This window comes from Kribbella sp. NBC_00382, assembly GCF_036067295.1.
Lineage (GTDB): Bacteria > Actinomycetota > Actinomycetes > Propionibacteriales > Kribbellaceae > Kribbella.
Window position 1 is genome coordinate 1,545,413 of the sequence record NZ_CP107954.1, and the last position, 17,628, is coordinate 1,563,040.

Genomic DNA, 17,628 nt, shown 5'->3' on the forward strand with positions numbered 1-17,628 from the left:
GACCATACCTACCGGCCCCAACCCGGATCCCGGCTAGGGTCGGCAGCGTGCGACTGACTGCGGACACCTGCCGCGAACGGTTCACCGCGGCCGACCATGCCTACCTCGCCAGTATCAGCCCGGGCGACCCACTCCGGCCGCATCTCGTCCCGGTTGTCTTCGCCCTCTCGGCCGACGTGATCGTGATCGCCGTCGATCAGAAGCCCAAGTCGACCACCGACCTGCGACGACTCCGCAACATCGCCGCCAACCCCCAGGTCGCTCTGCTCTGCGACCGGTACGACGCCGACTGGCGGCAACTCTGGTGGGTCCGAGCCGACGGCACCGCCCGGGTGGACGCGGAGAACCCGGCCGCGATCGAACTGCTCGCGGCCAAGTACCCGCAGTACGTCGCCGATCCCCCACGCGGCCCGGTGATCACCGTCGCGATCGAGACCTGGTCCGGCTGGTCCTTCAGCTAACTTGGTAAGTCAGCTCCGAGGGGGAATCTCAGATGGCATTCATCAGTCCGTCCACACCACCACCCGGCTTCCTGGACGACAACCGCGCTGCCGCCGGCCACATCCCGAACTTCGTCGCGATGTTCGCTTCCCGCCCCGACGTCTACGAGGCCTGGAAGCAACTCAACGGCGCGGTGAAGGCCAACATGGACCTCCGCCGCTACGAACTCGCCACCCTGGCCGCCGCCACCGCCCTGAAATCCAGCTACTGCACCCTCGCCCACGGCCAGGTCCTGGCCGACACCTTCCATGAAGACGTCGCAGCCCTGGTCGACTCCCCTGCCCCGGACCCCGTCGACCGCGCCGTGATGGCCTTCGCCCGCAAGGTAGCCCTGGCCGCCGACACCGTGACCCAGACCGACGTCGACGAACTACGCTCCCTCGGCCTCTCCGACGACGACGTCCTCGACGTCTCCCTGGCAGCCGCCGCCCGCTCCTTCTTCTCCAAAACCCTCGACGCCACCGGCACCACCCCGGACCCAGCCTTCAAAACGCAACTCCCCGCCACCCTCGTGGAAAAGCTCTCGGTAGGCCGCGCGATCGAGTGACTACTCCGGCCGGTTGTGGCTGGAGCCGTCGAGGCGGTACGGGGTGGTTACTCCTTCGTACATGAGGTGGGTGATCAGGCCTTGGGCTGCGTGGGGGAGGTTGTGGCAGTGGTCCATCCAGATGCCGGGGTTGTCGGCTACGAAGGCGACTTCGTAGGTTTCGTTGTCTTCTACGTTGAGGGAGTCGGTCCACCAGGGGCTGCCGGTGGCGGGGGTGCCGTTGCGGCTGAGGACGACTACGTGGTGGCCGTGGAGGTGCATGGGGTGGACCTGGCCTGAGGTGTTTTTGATGGTCATCGTGACTACGTTGCCTTCGGCAACCATGAACATGGGGACGTCGGGGTACTGGTGGCCGTTGATCGTCCACCAGAGACCGGGTTTGCCGTTGAAGAAGCCGATGCGGCGGCCGATTCGGTAGTCGAAGTGGCGGTCCGCTTTCGACGGATCGAAGGGTAGGGCGGCGGGCTTTCCGTAGGTCAGGAGGTCTACGCGATCCTTGGGCTCGGTGGCGGTCGGTGCGTCACCGTCGCCGATCACCAGCGTGGTGGGGCCACCGCCCAGGCCGATCCGGACGGCCTTGCCGGGCGGGAGGGTGAGCTCTAGGTCAATGCGGCCGCCTGCTGTCACCAGTACGGACTTCCCCTCGACAGCGGTCGGTCCGTTCACCGCAGTACCGTCCACTGCGAGCACGCGGTAGCCGGTGCCGTTTACCCAGGCCGCCATTGGGCCGTTGTCCGTGTTGATCAGTCGCAGCCGCACGGTGCCGGTCGCTGCGACTCTGCGCTCGCCGTAGCCGCCGTTGACCGTTCGGAGCTTGTCGTAGGTGTGCACGGCGGCCACCAGGTCCGTAGTACCGGGTGAGATGACGAGTACGCCGTACAGGCCCTTCTTCACCTGTTCATGCGACTGCTGGTGCGAGTGGTACCAGTACGTCCCCGCGTCGACCGCCACGAATCGGTAGGTGAACGTCTGGCCCGGCTGCACCGCGTCCTGCGTGACACCGGCGACCCCGTCCTCGGCAGCCGGTACGTCGACGCCGTGCCAGTGCAGGGTCATCCCGTCCGGCACGGACTCGTTGACCAGGGTCACCTCGACCAGATCGCCTTGCCGAGCGTTGATCTGCGGGCCCGGCGAGGTGTGGTTGAGCGTGTACCCCTCCATCGACCCGCGGCCGGCGATGTCGAAGCGTTCCTTGCGCGCAACCAGCCGCACCGAGACGTCGGCGGCCCGATCGGCGGCCGGCTTGAGCTCCGCCACGCTGCTGCCGTGGTGATGCCCAGCCGGCATCGCCGGTCCGCCGCCGTAGTCGGCGTACCCCATGTCCATCGCCGACAGGCCGTCCGGCACCAGGCTCTGCTGCCAGAACCAGCCGATCGGGGCGAGCACCACCAACGTGGCCGCGATCGCGGTCACGGTGCGGCGATGCTTCATCTAGATGGCCGCCTCCGTCCCGGCCTGGACCTGTTGTCGGGCAGGAGCCGCGCGTCTCGCGGCGATCCCCGCGACCCCGGCCAGCGCTACCGCGTTGGCGGCGTGGAGCGCTCCGATCACCGGCAGCGCGAAGGATGCGAAGGCCAGCGCGATCTGCAAAACGACCAGGCCGAACACGATCAGCGCCCATTTGATCCCGCCGTCCACCCGGGCGAAGAACGACACGATCAGCAACAGGATCGCCAGCAGCGGGATCACCGCCGTGCCGACGACGCTGTGCAGCTGGTGGCCGAAGTTGCCGTCGTAGTTCTTGTCGATCACCAGGCCGTCGTCCACGTCCTTGAGGGCGGTGAACCAGGCCAGCCCGATCGCCATGACCTGAACCAGGACACCTACAGCGATCAGGTTCGCGAGTGCGCGATAGATGGATTTCATGATCCTCCCCCGGACCACGCGACCCGCGCGCTGCGACCACAGGACCAGCCCGTGGCCCCGGACCTCCCCGCCCGGGGGTCGCTCACCTCATCGTGATCCTGTGACGCGCTGTGCACAAGACCGCGAGCCGGTGAGACCGGACGAACCGAGAGTGACCGTCAGTTGTTGCGGGTGAAGGCGTAATGCAGGCCTTGCAGGGTGAGGAAAGGCTCGTGGTGCTGGATCTGGCTCGACTCGTCCACGACCAGCGAGGCCAAGGCGCCGGTGGCCACCACGGTGACCTGTTCGAAGCCCTGCTCGGCGATGATCCGGGTGATCAGTCCGTCGACGAGCGACGCGAACCCGAAGATCGCGCCCGACTGCAGGGCCTCGACGGTGTTCTTCGCAACGACCGAGCGCGGACGGACGAGCTCGATCCGGCGCAGTTGTGCCGCTGAGGCACCGAGGGCGTCGACGGCGGTTTCGATGCCCGGGGCGATCGCGCCGCCGATGAAGGCGCCGTTGGCGTTGACCACGTCGACGGTGGTCGCGGTGCCGAAGTCGGCGACGATGCAGGGGGCGCCATACCGGTTGACGGCGGCCAGCGCGTTGGCGATGCGGTCGGTACCGACCTCACGCGGGTTGTCGACGAGCACCGGCAGGCCGGTCTTCACACCGGGCTCGACGACGACACTCGGTACTTCGCGGTAGTACCGAGCAACAACATCCCGCAACTCGTGCAGCACATGCGGTACTGCGGAACACACCGCGACCCCCGACACCGGGGACTCGCCGGCGAGCAGCCCGTCGAGCAGGACGGCCCACTCATCCGCAGTACGGCGTGGATCCGTCCCCACCCACCAGTGGCGCTTGACCGTGCCCTCGAAGATCAGGCCGACCAGGGTCCTGGTGTTCTCAACGGCGACGGCGAGCAGCATCAGGCAGCCTGGAGATCCATCGCGATGTCGAGCACGGGTGCCGAGTGTGTGAGCGCGCCGACCGCGAGGAAGTCCACGCCGGTCTCGGCGACCTCGCGGGCCACCTCGAGCGTCAACCCGCCTGAGGCCTCCAGGCGAGCCCGGCCGGCCACTTTCTCGACGGCCTCACGCAGCATTGGGACCGCCATGTTGTCCAGCAGAATCAGCTCAGCACCGGACTCGACGGCAATCAGAGCGTCCTCGACACTGTCCACCTCGACCTCGACGGACAGGTCCGGGTAAGCCTTGCGGACCAGCCGGAACGCCTCCGCGACGCCACCAGCGGCGATCACGTGATTGTCCTTGATCAGCGCAGCGTCGGACAGTGCCATCCGGTGGTTGCGCCCGCCACCACAGCGGACCGCGTACTTCTCCAGCTGGCGCAGCAGCGGCATCGTCTTGCGGGTGTCGCGGATGACCGCCCCGGTCCCCTCGACGGCCTGGACCCAGCGACTGGTCAGCGTGGCGACGCCGGAGAGGTGACAGAGCAGGTTGAGCGCCGTGCGCTCGGCCGTGAGCAGCTGCCGGGTCTTGCCGCGCACAGTCATCAGCACCGCGCCCGCCTTGACCTGTGCGCCGTCGGCGACGGAGTGCTCGATCTCGACCTCGTCCTTGCCCGCGATCAGCCGCACCACCAGTTCGGCGATCTCCAGGCCGGCCACGACACCGTCGGCGCGGGCCACGAACTCGGCGACCGAGACCTGGTCCGCCTCGACCGTCGCGGTGGTGGTCACGTCGACCCCGCCGGCCAGGTCCTCCTCGATGGTGGCCCGGACGAGGTCCTCGACCCATTGCTTGTCGAGCGTGTCATCCATTACTTGTTCCCCTCAGGTGTTGCTTGCGCCACGAACTTCGCGGCAGGCCGTGCCGAATCATCCTCGGAAGGCAGCGTCAGGTCCAGACTGCCCGACCAGTGCTCGTCGTCGCGATCCGGGTAGTCCTCCCGCCAGTGCGAGCCGCGGCTCTCCTCCCGGGTGGTCGCCGCCTCGATCAGCGCGGACGCCACGGTGGCCAGGTTCGTCGCCTCCCAATCGGGTGTTCCGGGCTGCTCGGCCGGCTGCTCGATCAGCTTGGCGAGTCTGTCACCAGCCTCCGACAGTCCGCTGGCGCTCCGGATCACCCCGGCACCGACCGTCATCACGCGTTGCAGCTCCGGTACTACGTCCGCCGCCACGAGCCCTGGCACGCGATGGTCGGGGGCGGGCTCCCGTAGTACCGGCAGGTCGGCCGCCAGGGTTGCAGCGATCCGGCGGGCGAAGACGAGGCCCTCGAGGAGCGAGTTGGAGGCGAGCCGGTTCGCACCGTGTACGCCGGTGCACGCGACCTCTCCACAGGCGTACAACCCGGGCACGGAGGTCTGGCCCTGCAGATCCGTCCAGACCCCACCGGACGAGTAGTGGCAGGCCGGCGCGACCGGGATCAGCTCGTGCACCGGGTCGATGCCGTGCGAGCGGCAGGAGGCGAGGATGGTCGGGAAGCGCACCCGCCACTTCTCGTCGCCGAAGCCACGGGCGTCGAGGAACATGTGATCCTTGCCTGAGGCAAGCATCTGGCGCATGATCGCCTTCGCCACGATGTCGCGCGGGGCCAGGTCGGCCAGCTCGTGCTGACCCTGCATGAACCGCTTGCCCTCGTGGTCGACCAGGAAGGCGCCCTCGCCGCGGACGGCCTCGGACACCAATGGCTGCTGGCCTTTGGCACCCTTACCGAGCCACAGCACGGTCGGGTGGAACTGGATGAACTCGAGATCGCGCACCTTCGCACCGGCCCGCAACGCGAGCGCCATCCCGTCACCGGTCGAGACGCTCGGGTTGGTCGTCGCGGCGTACAGCTGGCCGAGTCCGCCCGAGGCGAGGATCACCGCGCGGCTGCGGATCGCGCCGACGCCGTCCAGCTGTCCCTCACCCATGACGTGCAGGGTCACGCCGGCAACCGCGCCATCTTCAGCTTTGAGCAAGTCGAGCACCAGTGCGTGCTCGATGATCCGGATGTCGGGCGCCCGCTTCACCGCGGCGACCAGAGCCCGCTCGATCTCAGCACCGGTGGCGTCACCGCCCGCATGCGCGATCCGGTTGCGGTGGTGGCCGCCTTCACGGGTCAGCGACAGGTCTCCCCCGGCGACCTTGTCGAACACGGCGCCAAGCTCGATCAGGTCGCGTACTGCGTCTGGCCCCTCGGTCACGAGCACTCGAACGGCCTCTGGGTCCGACAGCCCGGCCCCGGCGACCAGGGTGTCCTTCAAGTGGTCCTCAGGCGAGTCCTCCGGGCTGAGCGCCGCAGCGATCCCACCCTGGGCCCACTGCGTCGACCCGGAGGCCACGACGTCCTTGGTCACCACCAGTACCGAACCGAGCTCACGAGCCCTCAGGGCGGCCGTCAGCCCCGCTATCCCCGAGCCGATCACCACCACGTCGACCGTGTCGGTCCAGCCAGGTTCAGGCGCAGCCAGCCGCTGCGGCACAGCAGGAGCAGTCATCCCGCGACGGTATCAATCGATTTCACCGGAGGGTTATGGAAATGTTGTCAATGAGACGAGTACTACCTACTCGGGCCGCTATGAGCATCCTGGCCTCGCCGGGGCCGATCACTGGGCCCAGGTCGGGGGCTCTGAGGGCCAGGTAGTCGATCTGCACCGACGGGACGGCCTCCAGTTCCGCGTGGGCCGCAGCAAGTACTGCGTCCGGCCCGTTCATCCCGGCCTTCGCACCGGCAGTCAGGGCGCGGTACAGGACCAGTGCCTCGTCACGCTCGGTCTCATTGAGGTAGCGGTTGCGTGAGGACAGCGCCAGGCCGTCGGGCTCACGGACGGTCTGCACCGGTACTACGTCCACATCCATGTCGAGGTCGCAGACCATCTCGCGGATGAGGGTGAGCTGCTGGTAGTCCTTCTCCCCGAACAGCGCCAGGTCAGGCTGAGTCAGGTGCAGCATCTTCGACACCACCGTCAGCACCCCGGTGAAGTGCCCCGGCCGGACCTGTCCCTCAAGCTCGTCGGCCAGTGGGCCGGGATGCACGGTGATGGACGGCTCGTTCGGGTAGAGCTCGTCGCGGGACGGGTTGAAGACCAGGTCGACGCCCTCGTTCTTGGCGATCGCGAGGTCGCTGGCGAGCGTCCGCGGGTACCGGTCGAAGTCCTCGGACGGCCCGAACTGCAAGGGGTTCACGAAGATCGTCAGCACCACGCTGCCGTCCGGCCCGACGCGTTCGCGAGCCTCGGCGAGCAACGCCGCATGGCCCTCGTGCAGCGCGCCCATCGTCATCACGACCGCACGCGGCCGGATCGCCGCGGCCGCCCGCAGCTCGGCCTTGGTCTGGGTGAGTCTCACCGTGGTGCCTCCCCTGTTCGATCCCGCTCAAGCACAGGTTGCGCTGCCAGTACTTCGTAGAACCGCTCGGCCGTACTGCGCTCCAGCCGGCCGTCCGCCGCCGCCAGGTCCACCGTCGCCCGGGCCAGCTCGGCGTACGTGCTCGCGGTGCGCCCTCGTAGTACCGCCAAGTGGGCTGCCACCGTCTCGACATCGCCGCGCGCAATCGGCCCAGTGAGCGCATCATGACCGGACCGCAGCGTGTTGTCGAGCGTTGCGGACAGCAAGGGTCGCAGAGTCGCCGCTGGGTCGGTGATGCCGGCATCTCGTAGTACGGCGAAAGCCTGTGCGAGCAGGGTGGTCAGGTGGTTGGCGCCGTGCACCACACCCGCGTGGTAGCGGGCGCGCTGGTCCTCGGCGACCCACTGGAGATCAGCCCCTAGTGCCTTGACCAGACGCTCCACTACTGGCCTTGCCCTTTCGGGCGCAGTTGCGGTGAAGGTGATGGCGCTGAGGTCGGGGCGGTCGCCGGTGAAGGTCATGGGCGGGTGCAGCGCTACAGGGATCGCCACTGTCGGTTGCAGGACGGCTAGGCCATGTGCGCCGGACAGGTGGACGACGTATTGCTCTGCTGTCAGCGGGAGACTCCGGGCGACCTCACTGATCGCACTGTCCGGTACTGCGACCAGCACGACGTCTGCCCGAGCCGTCACCTCGTCGGCCGCCAGGACCGGGACGTCCGGAAGGAGTCTCGCGGCGCGATCCAACGATGCCTGCGAGCGTGCCGTGACGCCGGTGACGGGATGCCCGGCCGACGCCAAGGCTGCTCCCAAGGCGCTGCCGGCCCGGCCGGAGCCGATGATGCCGATGCGTTCCATATCCACTCTCGTACGTTCCAGTCCCCTGCCGGGGTACCAGACGAATTGATGCGGTTCAGGACAGCGTAGTGCTCATTTGTCGCCTTGGGTCGAGTGCTCCGTCACAAGTGGGACGATGGGTCGGTGAGTGGACAACCTGACCCCTGGGCGGCGCGGACAGGACTGACTGCGATCTTGATCACGGTCCCCGAGCTGACCGACTTCACCGATCGATGGCGCTCCGTCTCGTACTCGTCTGCGCGCCCGACGGCCGCCCTCACCGAGCTCATCCCGCCGCACGTGACAGTGCTCGTGCCCTGGCTGCAGGACCCGTCGCCGGAGGACGTCCAGCGGCTGCAGGACGCCGTCGTCGACATCGAGCCGTTCGACCTCTGCTTCAAGACCGCTGGGCAGTTCCCCAACGGCACGACCTGGCTGCGGCCAGAGCCGTTCGAGCAGGTACGCGAGCTGGTGGCGACCGTACTGGCGACCTTCCCCGAGTGCCCGCCCTATGGCGGTCAGTTCCCGGATCCGCATCCGCACCTGACGATCTCGTCGTCGGACCAGGGCGGCCCCGGCCTGGTCGCCGAGGCCCAGGCCGCGTTGGCGGGCGAGGAGGTCCCCGCCGTCCGCCTCGACGACCTGACCATCTGGCGCGAGGGCGACGACGGCATCTGGCAACTCACCGGCTCTGTCCCACTGGGCGGGGACCCTGCGCAGTGAGGTTCCGCCAGGCCTGGGATGCGGCGCTGTACGGCCCGTCCGGCTTCTACCGGCGTGAACGCCCCGCCGCCCACTTCCGCACCTCCGTGCACGCGTCACCGCTGTTCGGTCAAGCAATAGCCCGACTGGCCGAGCAGGTGGGCGCCACGCAGGTGAGCGACATCGGCGCCGGCGAAGGCGAACTAGGCCGCGTACTACGAGCCGCCGGCCTCACGGTGGTCGACGTGGAACTGGACGACGACCTACCGCCCCACCTCACCGGACTCGTCATCGCCAACGAGTGGCTCGACAACCTCCCCTGCGAGGTCGCCGAGCTGGATGAGGCCGGAGTACCCCGCTACCTGCTGGCCGACCAGACCCTGGGTGATGTTGTCGAAGGCAACGACCTGACCTGGCTGGACAAGTGGTGGCCCCTGGCCGACCCCGGCGACCGAGCCGAGATCGGCCTACTCCGCGACGAGGCCTGGGCCAACGTAGTCAGCCGCCTGGACGACGGCGTCGCCATAGCGATCGACTACGGCCATGTACTACCCGAGCGACCGCCGTACGGGACGCTGACCGGCTTCCGCGCCGGCCACGAATGCGAGGTCACCCTGGACGGCTCCTGCGACATCACTGCCCACGTAGCCCTCGACTCCCTGGCTGCAGCTGTCGGCGGCGAGCTGACGACCCAGCGCGACGCACTGAAAGCACTGGGCGTCTCCGCCGGCCGGCCCAGCCAGGAGCTCGCCCGCACCGAGCCCCTGCGCTACCTCGCCGAGCTGTCGTCTGCAGGCGAGGCAGCCGAGTTGTTGAACCCGTCCGGGCTCGGCTCGTTCGGCTGGGTCTGGGCGGGCACTGAGTCCGCAGCACGGCGTGCTTCTCGTGCCCTGACGGCCTGAGCCTGTACTAGCGCCGCAGCCTCCTCCTGGTCGCGATGGAGGGCGATAGCGTCCGTCGGACCCTCAGGGGTGTCTACATGGACGTTGGCGAGGCGTAGGCGCCGCTGGAGCGGTCCCTGGTGCAGACGGACCGACTGGGTCTTGTGGTGAAGCACGATGGACGTACGGCGGCTCACCCAGCCTCTAGTAGTCACCAGTACCTGGTCGTCGAAGCCATAGGCCAGATAGCGCCAGCCAACCGGCCGCAGCCACTTCGCTCGCGCCGGTGCCTGATGCATCGCGACAGCGGACAGGTTGAAGCCAGGCAGTACCCGCGAGAGCACCCCGATCACTTCCTGGTGCGGACCAACGGGCAGCAGTTGGGCACCTTCGTTCTCGTCCTCGCCGTCCCCCTTGGAGCCGGCCACCCCAGCGATGTCCAGGTCGACCCGGGACCAGCCGAGCAACCGCCAGATCAACGGCTCGGTGATCAGCAGCCCCTGCACGCGCCCCGGCGGTACGGTCTGCCGCTGTACGTCGAACAGACCGCGCTTGGTGCGCAGACCCTCATGCGTCTCCGAGAGCGTGAACCCGTGGTTGCCGACGACCTGCTTCCAGATCGGCTGCACAACACCGAGCAGGAGCGGCAGACCGGCGAACAGACCGGCATGAGCATCCAGCACGGTGACCGACACGATCAGTACGACCAGACCACCGGCACTGGCGAGCACTGTCGACGACAGCAGGGTCGCACCGAGCAGGCGTCCGGTCGGGACGACCAGTAGCGGCTCGGGCTGGACCTCATCAGCCGGGTGCTGCTGGATGGCGTGCTCACCCTTGGCCCGGACCAGCAGGGTTGCCCGCAGCTTCTGCGCTTCGTCGTACGTGAAGTAGCTCAGCCGCCCGTCGTTCTTGCCGCCGCCCGCCACGTCCATCCGCAGCTCGGCCATCCCGAACAGTCGCGCGACGAACGGCTGCGCGACGTCGATGGTCTGGATCCGGTCGAACCGGATGATCCGGGTCCGCCGGAACAGGAAGCCGCTGTCGACCCGGATCGCGTCGCCGGTGAGCTGCCACTTGGTGAACCACCACGACAGCGCGCCGAGCAGGATGCCGCCGACGAGCACGCCGGCCAGGCCGATGCCGGCGATCTTCAGGTTGGTCCGCAGGCCCTCGTTGTTGGCCATCGCGAACGCCGCGACGACGAAGTACCCCCAGCCCTTCACGAAGGGCGTCAACGGATGCAGCCGCGCGCCCAAGACTTCTTCGGCGATCGGCGGCGCCTGGAGCTGGTCCTGGCGTTGGGGCGGCTCGGTCACAGGCCCCACGCCTGTGCTTGGCCGAGCGCGGACAGGCGGTCACGCAACCGGCTCGCCTCGTCGGGATGCAGCCCGGGGATCTTCGCGTCGGTGGCAGGGGTGGCCGTGTGCAGCTCGACCGTGGCGACCCCGAAGGAACGCTCCAGCGGACCGGCCGCGACATCCACGAACTGCATCCGCCCGTACGGCACCACGACCAGCTGGCGGAACATGATCCCGTGGCTGACCAGCAGCTCGTCCTCGCGCTCGGCGTACTTCCAGGACCGCTGATTCCGCCCGATGAGCACCCATGCCCACCCGTAGCCGAGCACGACGAGCACCGCCGCCAGTACGCCGTACACCCAGTCCAGCAGCATCCCTAGCAACAGGAGCCCGGCGATGGCCAGTACGCCGAACATGACTGCCGCGCTGACCCGGCGTACCGCCGCAAGCTTGGGCGAGACCGGCGTCCAGCTGACATCGGAAGGAGCAAAGAGGTCGTCCACCCTCTTAGCCTGTCACGATAGGGGTCATGAGTACGGAACGCGTGGTGGGAATCGGGGCCGGTGCCGCTGCCTTCGAGCGGGGCGGGACCGATCCGGGGTCCGAGCTGCCCACCACCGACATGGTGCTCAACATCGGGCCGCAGCATCCCGCGACGCACGGCGTACTGCGGTTGCGGCTGACCCTGGACGGTGAGCGGATCGTCGGTTGCGAGCCGATCATCGGCTACATGCACCGGGGCGCGGAGAAGCTGTTCGAGGTCCGCGACTACCGGCAGATCATCGTGCTGGCGAACCGGCACGACTGGCTGTCCGCGTTCTCCAACGAGCTCGGCGTGGTGATGTCGGTCGAGCGGATGATGGGCCTGGAGGTCCCGGTCCGCGCGGTCTGGCTGCGCACGCTGCTGACCGAGCTCAACCGGATCCTGAACCATCTGATGTTCCTCGGCTCCTACCCGCTCGAGCTGGGCGCGATCACGCCGGTCTTCTACGCGTTCCGCGAGCGCGAGACGATCCAGGCGGTGATGGAGGAGCTGTCCGGCGGTCGGATGCACTACATGTTCAACCGGGTCGGCGGGCTGAAGGAAGATCTGCCCTACGGCTGGCTGGATCGGGCGGGGGCGGCGAGTTCCGCAGTACGGCGCCGGCTGCCCGATATCGAGAACCTTGTCCTGGGCAACGAGATCTTCCGGGCCCGGACGGTCGGGGTCGGCCGGCTCTCACCGGAGCTGATCGCGGCGTACGGGGTCTCCGGCCCGATCGCCCGCGCCTCCGGTGTCGACGCCGACCTGCGACGCGACGAGCCGTACCTCGCGTACGAGGAGCTCGCGCGCGACGGCGTACTCCGCGTAGTCACCCGCACCGACGGCGACTGCTTCTCCCGCTTCTCCGTCCTGCTGGAACAGGTGAAGGTCTCCCTGGACCTGGTGGACGCCTGCCTGGACCGCCTCCGCACCATGCCCGCCGGCCCGGTCAACGTCCGCCTCCCCAAGATCCTCAAGGTCCCCGAAGGCCAGACCTACACCTGGACCGAGAACCCGCTGGGCATCAACGGCTACTACCTGGTCTCCCGGGGCGACAAAACCCCCTGGCGCCTGAAGCTCCGCTCCGCCAGCTTCAACAACATCTCGGTCCTCCCCGAGATGCTCCCCAACACGATCATCGCCGACATGATCGCCATCCTCGGCAGCATGTTCTTCGTCGTCGGCGACATCGACAAGTAACCGGTACTCCGCGGCTGCGCCGCCCAAAGGCTCAGCTCCGGCCGGTGCGCCGTCGCCAGGCGGCTGCGGCGGCCACTGCTCCGATGGCGAGTAGCCCGCCTCCCACCACCTGCCCGCCCTTCCGGGCGCAGCCGACGTTGGCGCAGTCGGGCGGTGTGTACGGAACGCCCGGATTCAACTCATGCGTCTCGTCCGCCGACACATAGGCCGTCGTAGCCGGAAAGTCCCAGCCCTCCGCATTCAGCAGCCGATACCAGTACGCGTCGTCCCACGCCTTCGTCCGGCAGACCACGTTCACCGACGGCGACTGATACGGCGACGGCCCCAGATGCCCGATCGGCACATGGTCCTGGTTGTAGACGGTGACCGTGCCCTGCGGGTCGTTCATCGTCACTGCCGGGAAATTCGCGTCCAACCCCATGAGAACCCCTCCCCTTCCCAGCAGTATGGGAGGCAGGTCAGGAAGCTGCCAGACCTCGCAGCTTGAGGTCCACGACGGTGGGGGCGTCGGCCTGCGAGTGCTTGTCGCCGGCAGCGACCACGGTGGCGACTTCCTCGTCGATCTTGTCGAGGCGCTGGTCGATCTTGTCGAGGCGGCGCTGCATCAGGTCGACGAACTCGGCGTTCTCGACGACCCGGGCGCTGGTGATGCGGGAGTACTCCTGGGCCACCTGGGCGCGGTCGTCGCTGTGGGCGAGGCGCTCGATCAGGAGCTGGTGGCGGGTCAGGACGGAGGCGCCGATCGCGACCGCCACGGCGGCGACTGCGGCCGCGCGCAGAATCCACTGGTTCTGGGAGAACAGGGAGACGCTGACCCCGACGCAGATCACGACGAGCAGCACGTTGGCGACCACGAGAACCGTGGCCCTGGTACGACGGCGGCTACCCCTTGACCCCATGGACCGACATGTTAGGGGGTCTCGTCGGGGTCATCGGGGATCCGACACGCCCGTTCGAGCATCAATCCGGCCGTGACGACCAGCACTGAGATCACCGCCGCAGCACCGGCTGTGATCACGCGGTTGCGCGGACCCGAGGAGCTCACCGCGCCCAGGAAGGATAACGCGAACCCTGCGTAAACACCGGTGCACAACGCGCCGACGAACGCGCTCGCTTTTCCGATCAGCAGCAGGAAGACCGCGCGCGACGCCTCGACCCGTTCACGCCGGACCTGGATCCGCTGATGGGTGTTCCGGGCCGCGACGAACAGCAGCGCGGCCAGGAAGCTCCAGGCGACCAGCGTGAGCCACGACACCATCGGCGCGACGCCGCCGCCGGACTCGATCGCCTTGACCAGCGTCCAGCCGATCGCCGCCCCGAGGACGACGATCGCGACCAGCAGCCGACGTGAGGTCGGCCGGACCGTACCGGGCGGCGGCTCCTGGCCGGCTCCCGGCGCCCGGTCCGGACCGGGACCGCCTGACACCACTACTGCAGCTCGATGGTGAGGTCGTCGAGCTTCTTCACCCCGTCGCTGCCCACCTTGGCGAGCAAGTCGGCCACCGGGCCAACCCCGGGCAGGACCGCGTCGGGCTCGATGTCCAGCCAGGGCGCGAGCACGAAGGCGCGCTCTTGGGCGCGCGGGTGCGGCACCGTCAGCTCCTCGGTCTCGATCGTCTTCTTACCGAAGGTGATCAGGTCGACGTCCAGAGTCCGGGGCGCACCAGGTGCCTCGTACTCCCGGCCGAAGGCCTGCTCGACGGCGTGCGCGCGGTCCAGCAACGTGTCGACCGACAGGGTCGTGTCGGCCAGCAGCACGATGTTCAGGTACGGGCCGGACTCCTCCGGACCGATCGGCTGGGTCTCGTAGACCGGCGACACGTCGACGACGACCACGTCCGGGGTGTCCCGCAGCGCGTCGACGCCGCCCTGCAGATTGGCTTCCCGATCACCGAGATTGCTACCGAGCGACAGGATCACCTGCCGGATCGGCTTGAGGCCACCGCTCAGGGTGTCCGCGTCGATCACATAGGGACTAGGGGTCTCAGTCACGAGGATTCTCCGGCTCTGCGCTGCACGGTCAGGACAACGTCGTCGAACGGCACCGAGATCGGCGCCGAAGGTTTGTGGATGGTCACCGCGGTACCAGTCACCCGCCGGTCGGCGAGGCACAGGTCCGCGATCCGTTGTGCCAGTGTCTCAATCAGGTCCACCGGGTCGCTCTCGATGGCCGCGTGCACCTGCTCGGCCACCAGACCGTAGTTCACGGTGTCCGCCAGTTTGTCGGAGGCCGCCGCGGGCCGGGTGTCCAACTCGAGCCGGACGTCCACGACGAATTCCTGCCCGTCGGCCCGCTCGTGCTCGAACACCCCGTGCCGGCCGAATCCCCGGATGCCACGGATCTCGATCACATCAGGCGCGAGGAGATCAGGACCGCTCACTCTGCCTCCTCCTGTCGACCCCCAGACGACAGTACCGGGGAGGCGTGGTGGATCCACAACCGCCAGCCGGAAGTCGTCTTGCGGAAGACGTTGGTGGCCAGCGCCTTGCCACCGGCGAAACCCTCCTCCGGCGCCCCTTCACCGGACGACAGGACATTCTCCGTACACGTGACGTAAGCCACGTCTTCATCCACTCTTACCTGCACGTCGGTCAGGAAGAACTGGATGTACGGCGTGTTCGCGAAGATCATCGCCCAGGCCCGCATCATCTCCGGGTAGCCGTAGATCGCCGCGTTGCCCGGATGGATGCAGACCGGATCGGGTTCCGGCAGCCAGACCGCCGCCATCAGGTCCAGGTCGCCCGCCTCGAACGCGTTGTAGAACGCGGTGTTCGCGTTCAGCACCACGGTCTCCGCGGTCGCGGTACCTCGGCGCGTACCGTCCGGCTCTTCGCTCATACCGCTCCCCACCGGCGCGCAACCCGTACCGCATCCGCACTCGGCGCCACCGCGTGAGCCCGGACACACCAGGCTCCGGCCGCGGCGGCGAGGGCGGAGACAGCCGCGCTCGCGTCGTCTCGTCGTACGGCCGGTCTAGGCTCACCGGTCTCCTCGTCGGCGAGCAGCCTACCCAGGAACGCCTTGCGCGAGGCACCGATCAGCAACGGCCTTTCCAGTACGCCGAACTCGCGCAGCCGGCCCAGTACCTCCCAGTTGTGGTCCGCGTTCTTCGCGAACCCGATCCCGGGGTCGACCGCGACCCGGTTCAAGTCCACTCCAGCCGCATCGATCGCCTCCAGCCGCGCGGCCAGTTCGGCGACCACCTCGGCCACCACGTCCTGGTACTGCGCCCGCTTCTGCATCTCTGCCGAGTGCCCACGCCAATGCATGCACACGTACGGCGTACTACGATCCGCCACCAGCCCGAGCATCTCGGGGTCGGCCAGCCCGCCCGACACGTCATTGACCATCACCGCACCGGCGTCCAGCGCCAAAGCGGCCACGTCAGCGCGCATCGTGTCGATCGAGATGAGCGCGCCCTCGGCGGCCAGCGTCTCGATCACCGGCAGCACCCGGCGGATCTCCTCGGCGGGCGCCGGCCGCTCGGCACCTGGCCGGGTCGACTCACCGCCGACGTCCAGCAGGTCGGCACCCTCGGCCATCAACTCGCGGCCGTGCTTGATCGCGGCCGACGGCTCGAACCACTCACCGCCGTCGGAGAACGAGTCCGGGGTCACGTTGACGACGCCCATCACCAGACAGCGATCGGGTCTGGGCAGGCCTTCGACATGATTCGGTGGGGCAGTTCGCACCCGACCACCGTAGTGGCCGCGCCCGAACTACCCCACCTAGGTACCAGGCCCCCATCGGCTCCGGGCTCCCGCCCGGGGCCGCTAACCCAGTACCAGCGAGGCGCCGCTAGCGGACAGCGCCTCACCGATCGGTTGTGAGTAGGACTCGTTCTGCTGGCCGTGCTTGTCGAGGCACTGCCCGCTGATCAGGGCGGCGCCGCTGGTGATTCCCTGCGCGTAGTCACCGGTCATGTTGGCGCCGCCGGAGTCACCGGCCTCGACGCACGCGGTGTGCTCGATGAGTCCGCGCACGACCTTGTTGTTGCCGTAGTTCACCGTGACGTTGCGGGCGACGATCTTGCCGCAGGTCCAACCGGTGCTCTTTCCAGACTTGCACAGATCCGAGCCCACCATCGCGTCGGCCGTGCCGCGGACCTGGACGTCGGTCGCGCCCCATCGCTCGACCCGGCCCTGCTGGTCCCAGCCCTCGATCACGCTGACCGTGCCGAAGTCGTTGCCGGGGAAGCTGGAGCTGCGGGTGTTGCCGATGATGTAGCCGTTGCGGGAGAAGGACGGCTTGCCCGCCGTACAGTGCCCCGCGGTCACGAAGATCCGGGCGCCGTCGCTGGTGGTGGCGTTGAAGCCGAGCGAGCAGGTGTAGCCGGTGTTCTTGTCGACCTGGTAGCCGCCCAGCAGCCCGAACTGCTCGTCGGTGGTGGTGACCCGGCCGGGCGACCGGCGCAGCGTCACCTTGCCGCCGTTGGCGAGCGCCTTGCGCAGGAACCGCTTGGTGATCGAGTCCTGGACGCCGGTGGGCACGCTGACGACGACGGTGCCGGTGATCGGGTCGACGTACCAGGACTTGACCTGGCCCGCCGTCGAGCCGAGCGCGATGTGGTCGAGCTGCGCCTGTACTGCGAACAGCTGCTCGGCCGTGTAGCGGACGAGCTTGGGGACAGCCCCGGCCTGACGGACGAGTGCCGCGGTCGCCGCATCCGAGACCGCGACCACGAGAGCCCCGGTGTCGTCGACGTAGCTGCCGATCGCGCGCGAGCCGAGCCGGCCGTCGAGCGCTTGCGCCCGGTCCTGGATCTGGAGCACGTGCTGGTCGGCCGTGGGGAGCTTGGCGACTCCCACTGGGACGTCCGCGGCGCCACCGTCAGCCTGGGCGCCGTTCGCCGCGATCAGTCCGGCAGCCGTCAGTACGACGATCCCGGTGAGTGCGGCGCCGACCCGAAAACGCCCTGACATACCTAATCCTCCTCACGCCGGCACCCTGCACCCGAGTCAGAACGCCACTACGGACCGTAGGCGTTC

Annotated in this window: 21 protein-coding genes and 1 pseudogene; 5 read left to right on the forward strand and 17 right to left on the reverse strand. The window is 68.3% G+C overall.

Annotation, left to right across the window (positions count from 1 at the left end; translation table 11 throughout):
• The first annotated feature begins 47 nt into the window (after window positions 1-47).
• Window positions 48-461 carry a TIGR03668 family PPOX class F420-dependent oxidoreductase gene (locus OHA70_RS07695; RefSeq protein WP_328330052.1) on the forward strand — a complete coding sequence of 138 codons (414 nt, stop codon included), beginning with the start codon at window positions 48-50 and terminating at the stop codon, window positions 459-461.
• Window positions 462-493: 32 nt separating this feature from the next.
• Complete coding sequence (locus OHA70_RS07700; RefSeq protein WP_328330054.1) at window positions 494-1,048, forward strand: carboxymuconolactone decarboxylase family protein; 555 nt, start codon at window positions 494-496, stop codon at window positions 1,046-1,048.
• Here the strand turns inward: OHA70_RS07700 and OHA70_RS07705 are convergent, their stop codons facing one another.
• The 7 genes from OHA70_RS07705 to OHA70_RS07735 all read right to left on the reverse strand — a co-directional run bounded on the left by OHA70_RS07705 (window position 1,049) and on the right by OHA70_RS07735 (window position 8,053).
• Entirely contained in the window at window positions 1,049-2,479 is a 1,431-nt protein-coding gene (locus OHA70_RS07705) for a multicopper oxidase family protein (protein ID WP_328330056.1), read from the reverse strand. It lies immediately after the preceding gene.
• Window positions 2,480-2,914 (reverse strand): hypothetical protein, encoded by a 435-nt coding sequence (locus OHA70_RS07710; protein ID WP_328330058.1) that lies wholly within the window; start codon window positions 2,912-2,914, stop codon window positions 2,480-2,482. It lies immediately after the preceding gene.
• Between the two features lie 158 nt (window positions 2,915-3,072).
• Complete coding sequence (locus OHA70_RS07715; protein ID WP_328330060.1) at window positions 3,073-3,831, reverse strand: type III pantothenate kinase; 759 nt, start codon at window positions 3,829-3,831, stop codon at window positions 3,073-3,075.
• A complete protein-coding gene (gene nadC / locus OHA70_RS07720; protein ID WP_328330062.1) occupies window positions 3,831-4,685 on the reverse strand; it encodes a carboxylating nicotinate-nucleotide diphosphorylase in 855 nt (284 codons plus the stop codon). Before nadC ends, OHA70_RS07715 begins: the two co-directional genes overlap by 1 nt.
• Complete coding sequence (locus tag OHA70_RS07725) at window positions 4,685-6,346, reverse strand: L-aspartate oxidase (RefSeq protein WP_328330064.1); 1,662 nt, start codon at window positions 6,344-6,346, stop codon at window positions 4,685-4,687. Before OHA70_RS07725 ends, nadC begins: the two co-directional genes overlap by 1 nt.
• Window positions 6,347-6,368: 22 nt before the next feature.
• Window positions 6,369-7,196 (reverse strand): pantoate--beta-alanine ligase, encoded by an 828-nt coding sequence (panC, locus tag OHA70_RS07730; protein WP_328330065.1) that lies wholly within the window; start codon window positions 7,194-7,196, stop codon window positions 6,369-6,371.
• Window positions 7,193-8,053: a Rossmann-like and DUF2520 domain-containing protein gene (locus OHA70_RS07735; protein WP_328330066.1), complete on the reverse strand. Its 861-nt coding sequence runs from the start codon at window positions 8,051-8,053 to the stop codon at window positions 7,193-7,195. The genes panC and OHA70_RS07735 overlap by 4 nt, the downstream gene beginning before the upstream one ends.
• Before the next feature lie 123 nt (window positions 8,054-8,176).
• On the opposite strand from OHA70_RS07735, the gene OHA70_RS07740 reads away from it, so the two are divergent.
• On the forward strand, window positions 8,177-8,755 hold the full coding sequence (locus OHA70_RS07740) for a 2'-5' RNA ligase family protein (RefSeq protein WP_328330068.1): 579 nt from the start codon (window positions 8,177-8,179) through the stop codon (window positions 8,753-8,755).
• Window positions 8,756-8,979: 224 nt separating this feature from the next.
• Window positions 8,980-9,402 (forward strand): annotated as a pseudogene (locus OHA70_RS07745) (SAM-dependent methyltransferase); the annotation flags it as partial.
• 101 nt (window positions 9,403-9,503) lie between these two features.
• Here the strand turns inward: OHA70_RS07745 and OHA70_RS07750 are convergent.
• Window positions 9,504-10,934 (reverse strand): PH domain-containing protein, encoded by a 1,431-nt coding sequence (locus OHA70_RS07750; protein WP_328330070.1) that lies wholly within the window; start codon window positions 10,932-10,934, stop codon window positions 9,504-9,506.
• Window positions 10,931-11,419: a PH domain-containing protein gene (locus OHA70_RS07755; protein WP_328330072.1), complete on the reverse strand. Its 489-nt coding sequence runs from the start codon at window positions 11,417-11,419 to the stop codon at window positions 10,931-10,933. The genes OHA70_RS07750 and OHA70_RS07755 overlap by 4 nt, the downstream gene beginning before the upstream one ends.
• Before the next feature lie 26 nt (window positions 11,420-11,445).
• Here OHA70_RS07755 and OHA70_RS07760 point away from each other — a divergent pair, with 26 nt between their 5' ends.
• On the forward strand, window positions 11,446-12,639 hold the full coding sequence (locus OHA70_RS07760) for an NADH-quinone oxidoreductase subunit D (RefSeq protein ID WP_328330074.1): 1,194 nt from the start codon (window positions 11,446-11,448) through the stop codon (window positions 12,637-12,639).
• Between the two features lie 31 nt (window positions 12,640-12,670).
• Here the strand turns inward: OHA70_RS07760 and OHA70_RS07765 are convergent, their stop codons facing one another.
• The 8 genes from OHA70_RS07765 to OHA70_RS07800 form a co-directional block, all read right to left on the reverse strand.
• On the reverse strand, window positions 12,671-13,060 hold the full coding sequence (locus tag OHA70_RS07765; RefSeq protein WP_328330076.1) for a hypothetical protein: 390 nt from the start codon (window positions 13,058-13,060) through the stop codon (window positions 12,671-12,673).
• Between the two features lie 37 nt (window positions 13,061-13,097).
• On the reverse strand, window positions 13,098-13,538 hold the full coding sequence (locus tag OHA70_RS07770; protein WP_328330078.1) for a hypothetical protein: 441 nt from the start codon (window positions 13,536-13,538) through the stop codon (window positions 13,098-13,100).
• Window positions 13,539-13,549: 11 nt separating this feature from the next.
• Window positions 13,550-14,065 (reverse strand): DUF3180 domain-containing protein, encoded by a 516-nt coding sequence (locus OHA70_RS07775; RefSeq protein ID WP_328330080.1) that lies wholly within the window; start codon window positions 14,063-14,065, stop codon window positions 13,550-13,552.
• Between the two features lie 2 nt (window positions 14,066-14,067).
• Window positions 14,068-14,631: a 2-amino-4-hydroxy-6-hydroxymethyldihydropteridine diphosphokinase gene (folK, locus tag OHA70_RS07780; RefSeq protein WP_328330082.1), complete on the reverse strand. Its 564-nt coding sequence runs from the start codon at window positions 14,629-14,631 to the stop codon at window positions 14,068-14,070.
• Complete coding sequence (gene folB, locus OHA70_RS07785) at window positions 14,628-15,020, reverse strand: dihydroneopterin aldolase (RefSeq protein WP_328330084.1); 393 nt, start codon at window positions 15,018-15,020, stop codon at window positions 14,628-14,630. The genes folK and folB overlap by 4 nt, the downstream gene beginning before the upstream one ends.
• On the reverse strand, window positions 15,017-15,478 hold the full coding sequence (locus tag OHA70_RS07790) for a nuclear transport factor 2 family protein (RefSeq protein WP_328330086.1): 462 nt from the start codon (window positions 15,476-15,478) through the stop codon (window positions 15,017-15,019). The genes folB and OHA70_RS07790 overlap by 4 nt, the downstream gene beginning before the upstream one ends.
• Complete coding sequence (gene folP / locus OHA70_RS07795; RefSeq protein WP_328335055.1) at window positions 15,475-16,272, reverse strand: dihydropteroate synthase; 798 nt, start codon at window positions 16,270-16,272, stop codon at window positions 15,475-15,477. Before folP ends, OHA70_RS07790 begins: the two co-directional genes overlap by 4 nt.
• A 141-nt stretch (window positions 16,273-16,413) precedes the next feature.
• Complete coding sequence (locus OHA70_RS07800; protein ID WP_328330088.1) at window positions 16,414-17,562, reverse strand: S1 family peptidase; 1,149 nt, start codon at window positions 17,560-17,562, stop codon at window positions 16,414-16,416.
• Window positions 17,563-17,628: the final 66 nt, after the last annotated feature.